A 15,877-nucleotide genomic window follows, 5' to 3' on the forward strand; every position below is an offset into this window, starting at 1 on the left:
AGAATACAATGAAACGGGTTTGTGCAGTATTGCTGTTAGCTGTGATTACAACCATCGTCTCAGCTTCTCCCATCACAGGCTTATTAGAGCGTATCGATAGAGGAGCTTCAAAGAAGTTTATTATTGAAGAGGTGAAGTCTGATACCGACTTCTTTGAACTTGATCAGAAAGGTAGCCGGGTGGTGATTCGGGGAAATAACTCTGTCAGCATAGCAACGGGGTTGAACTGGTATCTGAAGTATTATGCAGGTATTCATCTTTCATGGAATGGGATGACAGCTACACTGCCGGACGTTCTTCCTCCTGTGATGAAGAAAGAGCGTCATGAGACGAAATTACCGTGGCGTTATGATTTGAATTATTGTACATACTCCTATTCTATGGCATTCTGGGACTGGGAACGGTGGGAGAAAGAGATTGACTGGATGGCATTGCATGGTATCAATCTTCCTTTGGTGATCACCGGAACGGAAACAGTATGGTATAATGTGCTTCAGAAACTGGGATATAACAAGACGGAGATCGATGAATTCATTTCAGGACCGGGATTCTTTGCCTGGTGGCTGATGAATAATCTTGAAGGATGGGGTGGCCCGAATCCGGATCATTGGTATACACAGCAGGTGTCGCTTCAGAAGAAAATTCTGAAACGAATGCATGAGTATGGGATAGAACCCGTCCTGCCGGGATATTGTGGAATGGTACCTCACAATGCAAAAGCAAAGTTAGGTTTGAATGTTTCCGATCCCGGTGTGTGGTGTGGTTATCGTCGTCCTGCTTTCCTTCAACCTGACGATTCGCGTTTCGAAGAGATATCATCACTCTATTACAAAGAACTGGAAAAACTATATGGCAAGGCAAATTACTATTCAATGGATCCTTTCCATGAGGGTGGTAGTACAGACGGCGTTAATTTGGATGCTGTAGGTAAAGCTGTGATGAAAGCCATGAAGAAGGCGAATCCGAAAGCTGTCTGGGTGATTCAGGCATGGCAGGCAAATCCTCGTCCTGAACTGATTAGGAATTTGGAGACCGGAGATTTATTAATACTTGATCTCACAAGTGAGTGCCGGCCGCAGTGGGGTGACCCGGAATCAGAGTGGTATCGTAAAGATGGATATGGAAAACATAATTGGGTATATTGTATGTTATTGAATTATGGTGCCAATGTCGGATTGCATGGGAAAATGGACAACGTGATCGATAATTACTATTTAGCGAAAGAAAATCTCCGGGCCCGCGCTACTCTGAAAGGAGTAGGTATGACACCCGAAGGAATAGAAAACAATCCTGTGATGTACGAATTGTTGATGGAGTTGCCTTGGCGTCCGGAGCGTTTTACGAAAGAGGATTGGCTGAAAGGATACGTCAAAGCACGTTATGGTAAAGACGAACCGGTTCTACAACTGGCCTGGGGCAAGCTGGCAAATTCTATCTATAATGCTCCGAAGGAGCTGACCCAGCAAGGAACACACGAGTCGGTGTTCTGTGCCCGTCCGGGATTGGATGTTTATCAGGTCTCCAGTTGGTCGGAAATGAAAGATTATTATGACCCGCAAGAGGTGATAGAGGCTGCCCGTCTGATGGTTTCTGTGGCCGACCGGTATAGAGGGAATACTAACTTTGAGTACGATTTGGTAGATGTTGTTCGTCAGGCTATTGCTGAGAAAGGAAGGCTGATGCAGAAAGCGGTTACGACTGCTTATCGTGCAGGTGATAAAGAACTTTTTGCAATGGCTTCTCAGAAATTTTTGAATCTGATACTGTTGCAGGATCAATTGTTGGGTACTCGTACAGAGTTTCGGTTGGGAAGATGGATTAACAGCGCTCGTGCTCTGGGTGTTACTCCTGAAGAGAAAGCGTTGTACGAATGGAATACCCGTGTACAGGTTACTACTTGGGGAAACCGGAATGCTGCCGAAAGGGGAGGCCTTCGGGATTATGCTCATAAGGAGTGGAACGGTCTGTTGAAGGATTTCTATTATATGCGTTGGAAGTTATATTTTGATAATCTTGCCCGTAAGATGGAAGGGGAAACGATTCCGGAAATAGATTTCTACGCAGTGGAAGAAGCTTGGGTAAAAAGAACGAATCCGTATCAAGCGGAACCGGAAGGAGACTGTGTGGATACAGCGAAACTTATCTTTGAAACCTTGTTCTAAGATGTTTGTTATAGATTAACTGCGCTATACCTATTGTGGTATAGCGCAGTTAATCTACTATTCATCGTACATCGCCTAACTTACCGTACAATAAAAAAGATGATGTACAATACTTTATTGTTTCTTCTTCCACTCCTCGTATTTCTTCAATACCTTCAATCCACCGTTATTGTACCAACTGTATCCGTTGCGGCGTTCGTGCCCAATCTCCGAGATATCATATTTTTTGATCCCGTCACGGTCACAAAAGAAAGGACGGTTGGTATCTAACTCATAGAAACGTGCCCATAAAGGGTCACAGTCTGTACAAGGAACCATCCGGTAGTCTTTTTTACCCTCTTCATTGGTGAAGTATTCTTTTTTCAATCCTTTTATTTCCGACTCTTTGAACCATTCTACTGCTGCTTCAACGCATGTGACCACCTCCGGTGAAGGTTTAGAGAGTGACATAAGGAACAATACGATGTCATCAGATTCTTGTCCACTCAGTGATGGGAGTTCATAGGCACGTGCTTTGGCAGGAGCAAGTGTTTCGCGGTCGTGCTGTGCACACCATACGGTTAATTTTCCATTTTGCTTTACCTGGGTTTTCAGAATGCAATCTACTCCTTTGTCTAAAGCTACCTGGGCTTTTGGGATAATAGAATCGGGTAGGAAGGTATAGGGAGCTTTCTTTTTAGTAATGTCTCTCAAGAGTTTCATTACATTGATCATTGCATCATCATTGTACGTGATATGAATGTAATATCCTTTGGGACGAGGGTAAAACTGTGGCCAGCCTCCGTTTTCATATTGTGCTTCAAAAAGGTACTGCAATCCGTGGAGTACAGCGTCTTTATATTTCTCGTCCTGAGTAGCTAAATAGGTACGGGCCAGGTAATTAATCTCTGTGATGGTCGCTTTATTGTCAATGGTACTCAGATTTACATTTTCTTTCATCTTGAGTGCCTCTGCGCGTTCTTTTTTATTTAATTCGGCAGCCATGTAAATGTTTTTGGGCCATCCTCCGGTAGTTTGTTGATAGAGCAATACATTGTCGGCAATGCGGGTGGCTTCCGGCGTTTTGAAGAAAGCGTCATCAAACTGCGGTGCAATTTTTACCCAGTCTTTATAAGGATGCTTTTCTTTGTAATTATTGTCCGTTTGGGCAGAAAGGCTTGTCAGGCAGAAACATGACAAAGCCATCAATACTAATTTCTTCATGGTTTGTTATTGTTTAAAACTTATTGTATGGAGGCAAAGGTAGCGGAAAGTGGGACAAAGGGACGGTAAAAATTGTTTTATATAGGGTAAAAATTGAGAAGGGAGAATGGAAAGGGGAGAATGGAGAAGTAGGCTGCGCTATCACGCTGCATAGTACTTCTCCATTCTCCCCTCTCCATTCTCAATTAATTCAAGTATTTCAATACTTTACCACTAATCTGTAACAGCGAGATTTCACAAAGTTTGGTATCATATTCGGCAGAGAGGATGCGTTCTTCGGCATCAAGCAAGCTTTTCTGGGCTTCGCGCATCTCGATACCTGCAAGGTCTCCAAGCATATAACGTTCCATGGCAATTTCGTGATTCTCTTTGGCTGCAACAAGATTCTGACGTTCCAGATTCAGCATTTTGAGATTATTGCGATAGGCCTGCCATAGGTTACTGATGTCAGCCCGTAGGGCCTGTTCCACTTCCTGACGTTGCAAACGGGCATTCTTAATGGCAATACTTGCATTTCTTTTTTCCCGGCGGCGATTGCCATCGAATATATTGAAACCTACAGTCAACCCACCATTGAATCCCAGATTACCACGTTGGCTATTGGCAGCTATATCATATTTATTGAGCGTATATCCATAGCCGGTATTTAGTTTCAGATACGGATAGTTACGGGCGTTTATCTTCTTATAGTCCAGTTGGGCTATCGTAGTATTCTGGTCAGCTTTTAGCAAAGAGGCATTGGTAGCCAGTGTCGCATCCCATAATTCTTCAAAGTTTAAGTTGGCGTTGACTCTGATAATGGAATCTACGATAGAGAGCGGCTGGTCTACATTGGCATTTGCCATTAGTTCATTCAGGTTGATACGTGAGGTATGCAATAGCTCCTGCTGTTTCATATACTTGGCACTATCTGCGTTGAAGTCTACTTTGGCTTGCTGATAGTCCAGTCGGGAGAAGTTTCCGATGTGATAACGTTCTTCTACAATGCGTAACCGTTCCTTGGAAAGTTTCACGGCATAATGCAGATTGGCCAGACGAATCTTTTGCTGAACGTAGTTATAGTATTCGGCGGCAAGGCTCGCTATGAAATCTTCAATGGCGATACGTGTATTGGTCTCACCCTGGCGTTCCAGCTCTTTCAATATCTTATAGTTTGCCTGGATATTGAATCCGTCAAAGATAGTCCAGTTGAGATTGAGTCCCACATTGATTGTTTGGTCAAATACACCGTTTTCTTTGATCGTTTCTCCGCTTTCGCGTACTTTGGTCTGCGTATTGTCCACCGTACCTTTATATCCGGCTGAGAAGTCGATAGTAGGCAGATAACCGGCATTCCCCGGGGTAGCATTATTCTTACTCACCTGTTCTTCGTTATGAATGATACGTAGTGAATAGTTGTTTTGTAATCCCTTTTCCAGACAGGACTTCAAAGTATAGACCTCTTGTGCTGATGCCTCACCTCCGAAACCTCTCCCAAGGAAGGGAGAGCAGGTGCAGAGAGCGAGTAGGGAGATTAAAAGTTTCTTCTTATCCATCTTTCTTACTTAATTATGGGTTGTCATTGGAGTTGTTTCGTCTTCCTCGTTTTTGGAAAGGACAGGCGTGAGTCTCCGGTTCGTTGAAATATAACTGTATATGGCCGGTACGATGTACATCGTCATCAGTGTAGAGATAAGCATTCCGCCTACTACTGCCGTACCCATGGCAATACGCTGGTTACAACCTTCACTGGTGGCAAAAGCAAGTGGAATAAGCCCCAATATGGTAGATGCACTTGTCATCAGGATGGGGCGCAGGCGTTGCAGAGAAGCGTCTTTGATGGCACTCATCTTGTCTTCGCCGCTTTCTTGCTTCTGATTGGCAAACTCCACAATAAGGATACCATTCTTTGCTACCAGTCCGATAAGCATAATAATACCAATCTGGCTGAAAATGTTCATTGTTATTCCGCCGAAGTGCATGAAAATCAGGGCACCGGCAATGGCGAGCGGTACTGTCAGCATCACGATTAATGGGTCTTTGAAACTTTCAAACTGGGCGGCCAGGATCAGATAAATCAGGAAGATAGCCAGAATGAAGGCGAACATCAGGCTTGATGAACTTTCGCGGTATTCTTTTGAATCTCCGGTCAGTGCCGTACGGAACGAATCGTCCAGCGTCTCTTTGGCTATTTTATCCATTTCGTCCAGTCCCTGTCCGATAGTCTTACCATCTGCCAGTCCGGCGGAAACAGTAGCCGATACGAAACGGTTGTAACGGTAGAGTTTCGGAGGAGCGATACCGTTTGTCAATTCTATCAGATTGTCAAGCTGCACCATGTCTCCGTTGTCACTGCGTACATAGATGGCTTTCAGGTCCGCAGGTTTATTACGTTGCTGGCGATTGATCTCACCTAAAATCTCGTATTGTTTTCCATTCATATAGAAGTAGCCCATACGCTGTCCGCTCAATCCATATTGCAGGGTTTGGGCGATATTGCGGGTACTGACTCCCATAATGCTGGCTTTATCACGATTGATGTTGATACGTGCTTCGGGTTTACTGAACTTCAGATCGACATCGGCCATCTGGAATACCGGGTTTTCGTATACTTTTGCCATAAACTTCGGTAGTACTTCCTGAAGCTTTTCCAGATTGGTAGCTTGCAAAACATATTGTACAGGCATACCTCCGCGTCGTCCTCCAAACGAAGAAGACTGTTGCACAAACGAGCGTGCCATGGTCTTTTTTTGTACTGCTTTAGACAGGTTTTCGGCTACGTCCATCTGTGAGTAGTCACGGTCTTTCATATCTTTCAATGTGATACGTACATTACCGCTACCACTTGAAACACGGGCAGTTACGGATTCTGCATCAGGAATAATGGAATCGACGAGGTCGTTAATGTCCTCTGTATAATCTCGTATATATTCATAGGTTACACCTTCTGCTCCGCGCGTACTGATACTGATTTGAGAACGATCTTCCAGCGGTGCCATTTCTGCAGGAATATAATCCCATAAGAATACTATAACTCCGATAGTAACGGCGATAACGGGTAATGCCAACCAGCGTTTTCGCAGAAATGCTGCCAGCGAACGGCTATATAGGCGGTTCATTCCTTCAAAGAATGGTTCTGTTTTTCTGTAAAACCAGTTCTGCTTTTCACGTTTTATCAGCAGTTTGGTAGCAAGCATCGGTGTGAAAGTCAATGCTGCAAAAGAGGATATAATAACCGATCCTGAAATAACCAGACTGAACTCCCGGAAGAGCCGTCCTGTCATACCATCCATGAACACAATGGGGAAGAACACGGCTACCAGTGTAATCGTAGTGGAGATAACGGCAAAGAATATTTCTTTGGCTCCTTCGATGCCTGCCTCTTTCGGTGCCATACCCTGTTCAATCCGGACATAAATGTTTTCGGTCATAACAATTGCATCATCCACCACAAGTCCCACCGACAGAACTACTGCAAGCATCGAAAGCACGTTGATAGAGAATCCCGCCAGGTACATGACGAAGAATGCGCCAATCAGTGAAACGGGGATCACAATACACGGTACGAGTGTCACGCGCCAGTCGCGCAGAAAAAGGAAAATGATGATGATAACCAGTACAAATGCTTCGTATACCGTTTGTTTTACTTCATTGATGGAAGCACGGATAAATTTGGTATTATCGAAGCCATAGTTGTAGTGCACATCCTCCGGAAGATCTTTTTGCATCCTTTCCATACGGTCGTACACAGCATCGGCAATCTTGATATGGTTAGCACCCGGTTGGGGGATGACAACTACACCAACCATGGGGACTCCGTTCATTTTCATGTAACTTTTGATGTCTGCCGGACCCAGTTCGGCGCGACCAATATCACTGAAACGAACAATCTGATTCTTATCCTCTCTGATAATGAGGTCGTTGAACTCTTCTGCCGTATGCATCAAACCCAACGTACGGATCGTCAGTTCTATAGTGTTTCCTTCGATACTACCCGAAGGTAATTCCACATTCTCCTTGTCCACTGCATTCTTTACGTCGATAGGCGTGATACCATAACCGGACATCTTGATAGGGTCCAGCCACAAACGCATGGAATAACGTTTTTCACCCCAGATAGATACGCTACTTACATCGGCAATTGTCTGAAGCTGTTCCTTTACGGTAAGGTCGGCTATTTCACTTAGTTCCAGTAGCGAACGTCTTTCGCTCTGGAGGGCTACCATGAGGATAGGCATGGCATCGGCATCGGCTTTTGATACCGTAGGAGGATCACAATCGCGGGGCAGGTAGCGCTGGGCACGTGATACTTTGTCGCGCACATCATTGGCCGCTGTTTCCAGATCGACAGAGAGCTCAAACTCTACCGTAATACGGCATTGTCCCTGCTGGCTGACACTCGACAGAGAGCGAATACCGGGAATACCGTTGATGTTCTGTTCCAGTGGTTCTGTGATCTGATTTTCAATAACATCAGCGTTTGCACCGGGGTAGGAGCAGGATACCGATATAATGGGATTATCCACCGACGGATACTCGCGTACACCAAGATAGCTGTATCCGATGAACCCGAAGAGGAGGATAATAATTGTCAGTACCGTCGATAATACCGGCCGGCGTATGCTTAATTCGGATATATTCATAAGGCGGCTGGTTTAATCAATGTTATCAAGAGTGACAGGCAATGCTGTACGAAGTTGCAGTGTTCCCGAAGTTATAATAGTATCGCCTACTTGCAGACCTCTTAGTACCTGTACTTCAGCTTCGGTACGTATACCGGTGGAAATTTCTACCGGCTGTGCTTTTCCGTTTTTGTAAAGGTATATTTTGTCTTTTCCCATTTCGGGGACAATCGCTTCCGAAGGTACTGCAATTGCATTGGGGATCTCTTCTTTCTTTAAATGAACGCTTACGTAACGACCGGGAAGTACGGTACCATTACTGTTGGGGTAGAGTGCACGTATGGTCAATGAGTGCATCTCACTGATTTTTGACTCGGTGGCATATACTTTGGCATCGAATCCGTCAAGTTGTCCTTCGAGGTGGAAGGTCAGGTTTGCTCCTTTTTTAACTTGGCCGGCATAACGCTCTGGTACTGCAAACTCTACTTTCAGCGGAGATATTTTGGTTAATTTGGCTACAATGGTACTGGGAGAGGCATAGGCTCCGACGCTGACTTGTCGCAGACCGATAACGCCGTCAAACGGGGCACGGAGTTCTGTCAGTGCTATGTTTGCCTTGACAATATCTATATCGGCATTCAGTGTGGCAAGTTCTGTTTTCACCTGTTCATAAGCTTCTTTGCTGACAGCATCTCTTTCCAACAGAGCATTCTGGCGAAAGACACGGTCTTCTGCCAGTTTCAGTTGAGACACAAGGCGCTGTAGTTGTGCTTGTAGTTGCCGGTCGTTTACTTTAGCCAATAGCTGGCCTTTTTTTACGGCACTACCTTCTTCAAAGTTGATTTCTACAATCTTTCCCGATGTTTCAAATGAAAGGTCAACCTCTTCGTCGGGTAGCAGGCTACCGCTGATACGTATTTCATCTGTAAGCAATTGCGGTTTTATAATCCGCGCATTTACATTCAGAATCTTTTTACCTCCCTTTTGACTTAGGGTTACTTTGTCGGCTGCTGCCAGTTCGGCGTTTTGTTTAGGCATTTGCGAGTAGATGCCACCTCCTATCAATCCGGCGCCTACAATGATAATAATACCCCATTTAATCCTCTTGTCCATGTATGTTTTATATTATAGGTACGCGATGTGGTGTTGTGTACCTGTTAAGTATAGTATATAACGTCTTAATTTAGACAGGCGATTGGGAAGATAGTTTAATACGCAGTGAGTGAAAAAGAGTTAATAATTTAATAGGCGGCACGGTATTTTCCCTCTTCTTTATCTTCAAGCATATTCAGATAAGAAGTGTAACGTGATTCGCTGATGTAATGTTGTTCTACGGCCTGCCGGACTGCGCAGCCGGGTTCGTGTCTGTGAGTACAGTTGTTGTATTTACAATTGGCAGAAAATTTGAATATTTCCGGGAAGTAATGTCCTATTTCTTCTTCTTCCATGTCGAAGGTTCCGAATCCTTTGATACCCGGAGTGTCGATGATATAGCCTCCGTCTGCTACGGCAAACATTTCGGAGAAAGTAGTAGTATGCATTCCCTTATTGTGATATGCAGATATTTCAGCGGTCTTTACTTCCTGTTCCGGAAGTATGGCATTGATCAGAGTCGATTTCCCCACTCCCGAATGCCCGGAAAATAGAGTAATCCGTCCTTTCAGTTCTTCTTTGATGATATCAATTCCTTCTCCCTTTTTAGCTGAGATTTTGAAACAGGGGTAACCGATATTCGTATAGAGATTGATGAGGCTGTCCAGATAGTGCAGTTCATCTTCATTGTAAACGTCTACTTTATTGAATATCAGCTTTACCGGTACACGATAGGCTTCTGCCGAGGCAAGAAAACGGTCGATGAAAATTGTGGATGTTTCAGGGTAGTTCACCGTCACCACCAGCATACACTGGTCAAGATTGGCAGCAAGGATATGAGATTGTTTAGAAAGATTGGAGGAACGGCGAACGATGTAGTTCTTTCTGTCTTCTATTTCGCTGATAAAAGCAGTACCCTCCTGATTTAGTATGATTTGAACACGATCGCCCACGGCAACAGGATTGGTACTTCGTATTCCTTTCAGACGGAAATTCCCTTTTATCTTGCATTCGATAAACAGCCCGTCATCAGTCTTTACCTGATACCAGCTCCCTGTATTCTTTATTACCAATCCTCTCATCATCCTTTAGTAGTCAAGTAGTGAGTAGTCAAGTAGTTAAGTAGGATACAAACAGAAACATCTGCTACTTACTACTTAACTACTTAACTACTAATTTACACTGTCATAATTTCTTTGTCCTTTTCAGCCAGCATATCATCAATCTGCTTGATATACTTATCATGGATTTTCTGCAGTTTAGCTTCTGCATTCTTCTGTTCGTCCTCTGCAAGACCTTCTTTCAGGGCTTTCTTCAGTGTGTCGATACCGTCACGGCGGGCATTACGTACGCTTACTTTAGCTGTCTCACCTTCAGCTTTACACTGTTTTGCCAGTTGCTTACGACGTTCCTCTGTCAAAGGAGGGATACCAATACGGATGATCTCACCATTGTTCTCGGGCATAATACCCAGATCAGAATCAATAATTGCTTTTTCAATGATACGGAACATACCTTTATCCCACGGTTTGATAGTAATGCTACGTGCATCCGGAGTGGTTACGGCAGCTACATTACTAATAGGTACCATGCTTCCATAAGAATCTACACGGATTCCATCCAGCAATCTGGTACTTGCTTTACCGGCGCGGATGTGAGCCAGTGCCTCTTCCAGGTACATAATGGCCATATCCATTTTCTCTTGTGAATCGTTGATACAAGTCTTTACGTCTATCATATTCTTTTGCTTTATATAGTTTACTATTTACTGAATGAAAAACAAAAGTAGATTATTTTTTGCTTATCTGCAACAATAATGGAAAGAGAAAGCAGGCTGTTAGTTATAAATAATGAAAATGGCGAGGAAACCGGCTTTGTTTTCTAATTAAATGACCGTATCATTAAAACGCAGATTATCGTAAATTCACACAAAGAATATCGGCTCTCAACTACAGTAAATCATCTAATTTACGATAATCTCCGATCATTTGCGTTTTAATAAAACGCTGTCATAGTATGAATTAAAATGGATATAAAGAAGAGAACGCAAGCTGTATGTTTTATATACCCTGTGTTCTCTTCTGTGTCAGATATGACTAATAAATCAATTGTGCACCACCGTACCAATTTCTTCTCCGCTGATTACTTTCTTCAGATTTCCTGCTGTATCCATATCGAATACTACAATCGGGAGATTATTTTCCTTGCACATGCAAGTAGCTGTAAGGTCCATCACCTTCAAACCACGTTTCAGCACCTCATCATAAGTGATATCATCGAATTTTGTAGCAGTAGGATCTTTTTCCGGATCGGCGGTGTATATCCCGTCTACACGGGTACCTTTCAACATTACGTCGGCTTCTATTTCGATGCCGCGCAGAGAAGAACCGGTATCGGTTGTGAAGAACGGATTGCCTGTTCCGGCAGACATGATGACTATTTCACCGGCTTCCATATATTCAATCGCCTTCCACTTGCTATAGAATTCGCCGATAGGCTCCATGCGGATAGCTGTCAGTACGCGGGCCTTTTCGCCGGCGGCAACGAGGGCTGAGCTAAGGGCAAGGCTATTCATAACTGTTGCCAGCATACCCATTTGATCGCCTTTTACACGGTCGAAACCTTTGCCGGCTCCTGTGAGCCCACGGAAGAAGTTTCCACCACCTATGACGATGCCTATTTGTACACCTTGTTCATGAATCTCTTTTATCTGTGCTGCATACTCGGCGAGTCTTTTCTCGTCGATTCCACTCTTTTTTTCTCCCATCAGGCTCTCACCACTGAGCTTCAACAGGATTCTTTTGTATTTTGCCATATTGTTCTTATAATTAGTTTGCGCAAATATACATGATTATTTTGCCATAATCACGCAGATTAGTATACTATTTGACTCGAATCTGAATAGACATGAATACTTCCCGCACGGGGAGGTATACTAAGCGATGATTCATTGAAACGCAGATGAACGCAGATTTTCGCAAAGAGAAACAAATAGATAATAAAGATCCACAGTCTTTTAATCTGCGTTAATCCGCGTTTCATTAAAGATTTAAAACTCCGTGTTCTCTGCGTCCTCTGTGGTGAAATGCACTTAAAACCCTATTAGGTAGTGAATATTATCGGGCGTATCTTTTTGATATCGGAAGTCCCTCGAAGCAGTATCGTTATCCTTCCCTGGTATTGCACTTTGTCTTTCTCAGAAAGGAACGTTCCTTTTCCCGGTGGGCAGTATTGTTTTACATGTACATCTAAAGCGGTACGACATGCACATGTGGAGCTGCACGACATGCACATCTCGTACTGCTTTACATGTACATGTAAAACACAGTTGCATACCGGAGAACAGGGCCGACGCATTAAATAATTTACTATTGTATATGTACTTTTCTTGTTGTTATTTAATTGAATATTAATTATTTAGCATTGTTTTGTTTATATTTCGTATATTTACATGGTAATATTAAACAGTAATTGACATGAAAATAGGTATAATTGACATTTGTAAGCAAATAGAGGACCCTCGGATGGATCGTAAAAAGTTACATAAAATGGAAACGATCATATATGTATCCATTGCTGCTGTCATCTGTGGTGCTCAGTCTTGGAATGAGATTGAAGAATTTGGCCATGCTAAATTCGATTTTTTTAAAAGTAGAATACCCGATTTAGAAGTTATCCCCAGCCATGATACTTTTAATCGTTTCTTCAGCATTATAAAACCATCCTATTTTGAGTTGATTTTCCGCAATTGGGTGAAACAAGTGTGTCAGGAGATTAAAGGTGTTGTAGCCATCGATGGAAAACTAATGCGTGGTCCTAGCAAATGTAATGATGAACATACTACCGGCAAAGAAGGCTTTAAGCTCTGGATGGTTTCAGCATGGTCCGCAGCTAACGGTATTTCTCTGGGTCAGGTAAAAGTGGATGATAAAAGTAATGAAATCACAGCTGTTCCTCTGCTAATCCATGCCTTGGATCTGGATGATTGTATCGTCACTATTGATGCCATGGGCTGTCAGTTGGAAATAACAAAAGCCATTATTGAACGGAATTCAAACTATATAATAGCTTTAAAGAAAAATCAAAAGAGCAGTTATGAATTAGCCAAGAAAATAATTGATGGGTATGAAAACAGAAATGTGATTCTCAATAGGGTTACCCGGCATACCAGCGAAAGTACAGGACATGGCAGGCTTGAAACAAGAGTCTGTACTGTAGTCAGTTATGGTCCGGTCATGGAGCCGATGTTTAAGGACAAATTTGCGGGATTGAGGTCAATAGTGGGCATGAAATCCGAAAGGATAATTTTGGCAACGGGGGAACGTACTGAAGAAACGAGGTATTATATAACTTCACTTGAAAATACTAACCCGGAGGAAATAGCCAATGCCATTAGACAGCATTGGTCCATTGAAAACAATCTGCATTGGCAACTGGATGTTACCTTCAGGGAAGACTACAGCAAGAAAGTGCAGAATGCAGCAAGAAATTTCTCGGCAGTTACAAAAATGGCGCTCACCATTTTGAAGAATGATAAAGTCACAAAAGGAAGCATGAATCTCAAAAGGCTGAAAGCAGGATGGGATGAAAAATACCTGTCAACACTTTTACAGGACAGCGCATTTTAATGCGTCGGCCCTGTATCGGAGGTCGATACGTTACTCTAAGAGATGGAACTTAATCAATACCGGAGAAAGAAATAGATAGTAACGGCAGAGGTCATTTTACTCAAAATTGATGGCTGATTTGCCAATATACTACTCTGTCGGTATACCAATTGGTTACGTTGCATCGTCGAAAGGCATTGGCGTATTGGTATATATCGGCAAATTATTTAATTAATCTCACCGATAGTTTTGAGATAATTTTAATAGCATTTGAAATAATGCTGCAAAGCGGTATAGGAGATATTGCCTTTCTTTGCAGAAATCGAAATATTAATTATTATGAGAAACAATACGAAATTACTTTCTTTAGGAATTGCCCTTACATTGTGTACAGGCGTACTTCAAGCTCAGGATTCCTGGCAATCAAAACTATTGAAGATGAGCGATGATGGTTCGCTTACCTATGTGCGGGATGCCGACGGGTTTGTTTTGCCTGATTTCAGTCAGGCGGGTTATAAAAACGGAGAACCTATCCCCGTGGTTGATCTACCTGACCGGACAGAGACCATTAGTCCCCTTCCGGATGCTTCGGCGGATAATACGGCACATATACAGGCTGCTATCAATAAAGTAGGGGCTTATACGCCTGATGGAAATGGCATACGTGGGGTAGTGCTGCTTAAAGCGGGACGATATAATGTGGACGGAACGATTAATATGACTTATCCCGGAGTGATCTTGCGCGGTGAAGGTAACTGTTATGCAACGACAGACTCTACGGTACTTTTTGGAAGAAATGCCAAAGAGAAAGCAAAGCGGTTAATTTTGATGGGAAACAGCTCGGCGCATAACTGGGGGAATGGTTCGGGAAGTAACCATACGAATGTCACTACAGAGAAAGTGATGCCGGGAGATTATAGTTTTAGTGTGGCAGATGCAAGTCTCTACAAAGCAGGAGATCTTATTTGTGTGAAGTATCCTACTACGGAAGCGTGGCTGGAAGCAGTATGGTACGGTGGAAACACTAACCGGAATACGGATGCGTCTATGAAATGGAAGGCAAAGGATGTAGATATGTCCTATCACCGCTATGTGACGAAAGTGGAAGGGAATACGATCACTCTGGACGCACCTTTGTTTTATACACTTGACAAAGCTTATTCTCAGGCATATATTTATAAGATAAATAATGCCGCAACCATACGTCATAATATCGGGATAGAGAATCTGCATATCTCTTTTGAACGTACTCCAAGTACTTCTAAAGTAAATGCCGACCAGAACTGTATTTATATGAGTTCATTGGAAAACAGTTGGGTAAAGGGGGTATCAATGACCGGATTTATCCATGCGGGAATTAAAATAACTTCTACTACACGTAGTACGATAGAAGATTGCTATTCTATTGATCCTTCAGGATTGTGTACCGGGGGGACTTATTATAATTTTGAAACGTATCATCGTTCCCAGCTAGTACTGCTCAAAAACTGCTATGGGCGAAACGGACGCCACCATTACCTGTCTAATGGTTGTGCCACAGTAAGTGGTATTGTAGTTCAGAATTTCCGTTCGGAGCTTTCATTGGCATCTTCCGAAGGACACCGGCTCTGGTCGCAGGGAATTTTGTTTGATAACTGGAAAGAAGTAGGTACGGTGAAAAATAATGCAGGTAAAATAGGCATGTTTCTACGTGATAATATGGGTAGCGGACATGGTTGGGGAGGAACCAACAGTGTATTCTGGAATTGCGATGTGCAACAGGGCATGATTTACCTGGATAAGGTACCTACCGGACAGAATTATGCGATTGGCTGTACGGCAAAAACTATCCGTAAATACCGTAATACGAGTGTATATACCACCGGATACATAGAAGGACAAAAGAAGAAAGGGTTGCAACCGCAATCGCTTTACGATGCACAGTTGGCAGCTCGTAAGAAGGCTACAGGGATAACTATCGCAAAAAGCGATGGACAGCAGCCACGCGTATCGGTAGAAAAAGGAAGAGTGGTGATTTCGTCAGAGACCATGGGGCACGTGAATATATATAATGTAAATGGTACGCAGTTGCAGTCATTTGCCGTCACTACCGGGAATGCCGTCAAGAGTCATTTATTGGCTTCAGGTGTCTATGTGGTAAATGTTCAGACGAAAGGTAGGGCGGATTATACTACGAAAGTTTACGTCGAATAAAGCCTCCGGAGCATGTCCG

At 43.2% G+C, this 15,877-nt stretch carries 10 protein-coding genes; 3 read left to right on the forward strand and 7 right to left on the reverse strand.

Annotated elements, in window-relative coordinates:
- The first annotated feature begins 8 nt into the window (after window positions 1–8).
- Window positions 9–2,162 carry an alpha-N-acetylglucosaminidase gene (locus K8P02_RS00105; RefSeq protein WP_025867983.1) on the forward strand — a complete coding sequence of 718 codons (2,154 nt, stop codon included), beginning with the start codon at window positions 9–11 and terminating at the stop codon, window positions 2,160–2,162.
- A gap of 114 nt (window positions 2,163–2,276) precedes the next feature.
- Here the strand turns inward: K8P02_RS00105 and pelA are convergent, their stop codons facing one another.
- The 7 genes from pelA to pyrH all read right to left on the reverse strand — a co-directional run bounded on the left by pelA (window position 2,277) and on the right by pyrH (window position 11,873).
- Window positions 2,277–3,365 carry a pectate lyase gene (gene pelA, locus K8P02_RS00110; RefSeq protein ID WP_025867982.1) on the reverse strand — a complete coding sequence of 363 codons (1,089 nt, stop codon included), beginning with the start codon at window positions 3,363–3,365 and terminating at the stop codon, window positions 2,277–2,279.
- Between the two features lie 185 nt (window positions 3,366–3,550).
- Window positions 3,551–4,900 carry a TolC family protein gene (locus tag K8P02_RS00115; protein ID WP_002559222.1) on the reverse strand — a complete coding sequence of 450 codons (1,350 nt, stop codon included), beginning with the start codon at window positions 4,898–4,900 and terminating at the stop codon, window positions 3,551–3,553.
- 9 nt (window positions 4,901–4,909) lie between these two features.
- Window positions 4,910–7,987, reverse strand: a complete 3,078-nt coding sequence (locus K8P02_RS00120) for an efflux RND transporter permease subunit (protein WP_025867981.1) — start codon at window positions 7,985–7,987, stop codon at window positions 4,910–4,912.
- 12 nt (window positions 7,988–7,999) lie between these two features.
- The gene (locus tag K8P02_RS00125; protein WP_002559224.1) at window positions 8,000–9,079 is read right to left on the reverse strand and encodes an efflux RND transporter periplasmic adaptor subunit; all 1,080 of its coding nucleotides are present in this window, start codon (window positions 9,077–9,079) and stop codon (window positions 8,000–8,002) included.
- 128 nt (window positions 9,080–9,207) lie between these two features.
- On the reverse strand, window positions 9,208–10,140 hold the full coding sequence (rsgA, locus tag K8P02_RS00130; protein WP_025867980.1) for a ribosome small subunit-dependent GTPase A: 933 nt from the start codon (window positions 10,138–10,140) through the stop codon (window positions 9,208–9,210).
- Window positions 10,141–10,235: 95 nt separating this feature from the next.
- Window positions 10,236–10,796: a ribosome recycling factor gene (gene frr, locus K8P02_RS00135; RefSeq protein WP_002559226.1), complete on the reverse strand. Its 561-nt coding sequence runs from the start codon at window positions 10,794–10,796 to the stop codon at window positions 10,236–10,238.
- Window positions 10,797–11,162: 366 nt separating this feature from the next.
- Window positions 11,163–11,873 (reverse strand): UMP kinase, encoded by a 711-nt coding sequence (gene pyrH / locus K8P02_RS00140; RefSeq protein ID WP_007484002.1) that lies wholly within the window; start codon window positions 11,871–11,873, stop codon window positions 11,163–11,165.
- Between the two features lie 661 nt (window positions 11,874–12,534).
- Here pyrH and K8P02_RS00145 point away from each other — a divergent pair.
- Complete coding sequence (locus K8P02_RS00145) at window positions 12,535–13,686, forward strand: ISAs1 family transposase (protein ID WP_007482973.1); 1,152 nt, start codon at window positions 12,535–12,537, stop codon at window positions 13,684–13,686.
- A gap of 318 nt (window positions 13,687–14,004) precedes the next feature.
- Window positions 14,005–15,858, forward strand: coding sequence for a T9SS type A sorting domain-containing protein (locus tag K8P02_RS00150; protein ID WP_007484003.1), 1,854 nt, complete (start codon window positions 14,005–14,007; stop codon window positions 15,856–15,858).
- Window positions 15,859–15,877: the final 19 nt, after the last annotated feature.

This window comes from Bacteroides nordii, assembly GCF_019930665.1.
GTDB classification, from domain to species: Bacteria; Bacteroidota; Bacteroidia; order Bacteroidales; family Bacteroidaceae; genus Bacteroides; species Bacteroides nordii.

Excerpts from the sequence above, each read along its gene's own strand:
- K8P02_RS00120 (WP_025867981.1), bottom strand. The coding sequence starts at position 7,987 with ATGAATATATCCGAATTAAGCATACGCCGGCCGGTATTATCGACGGTA.
- K8P02_RS00125 (WP_002559224.1), bottom strand. The coding sequence starts at position 9,079 with ATGGACAAGAGGATTAAATGGGGTATTATTATCATTGTAGGCGCCGGA.
- K8P02_RS00105 (WP_025867983.1), top strand. The coding sequence starts at position 9 with ATGAAACGGGTTTGTGCAGTATTGCTGTTAGCTGTGATTACAACCATC.
- K8P02_RS00145 (WP_007482973.1), top strand. The coding sequence starts at position 12,535 with ATGAAAATAGGTATAATTGACATTTGTAAGCAAATAGAGGACCCTCGG.
- pelA (WP_025867982.1), bottom strand. The coding sequence starts at position 3,365 with ATGAAGAAATTAGTATTGATGGCTTTGTCATGTTTCTGCCTGACAAGC.
- K8P02_RS00115 (WP_002559222.1), bottom strand. The coding sequence starts at position 4,900 with ATGGATAAGAAGAAACTTTTAATCTCCCTACTCGCTCTCTGCACCTGC.
- K8P02_RS00150 (WP_007484003.1), top strand. The coding sequence starts at position 14,005 with ATGAGAAACAATACGAAATTACTTTCTTTAGGAATTGCCCTTACATTG.
- frr (WP_002559226.1), bottom strand. The coding sequence starts at position 10,796 with ATGATAGACGTAAAGACTTGTATCAACGATTCACAAGAGAAAATGGAT.
- pyrH (WP_007484002.1), bottom strand. The coding sequence starts at position 11,873 with ATGGCAAAATACAAAAGAATCCTGTTGAAGCTCAGTGGTGAGAGCCTG.
- rsgA (WP_025867980.1), bottom strand. The coding sequence starts at position 10,140 with ATGAGAGGATTGGTAATAAAGAATACAGGGAGCTGGTATCAGGTAAAG.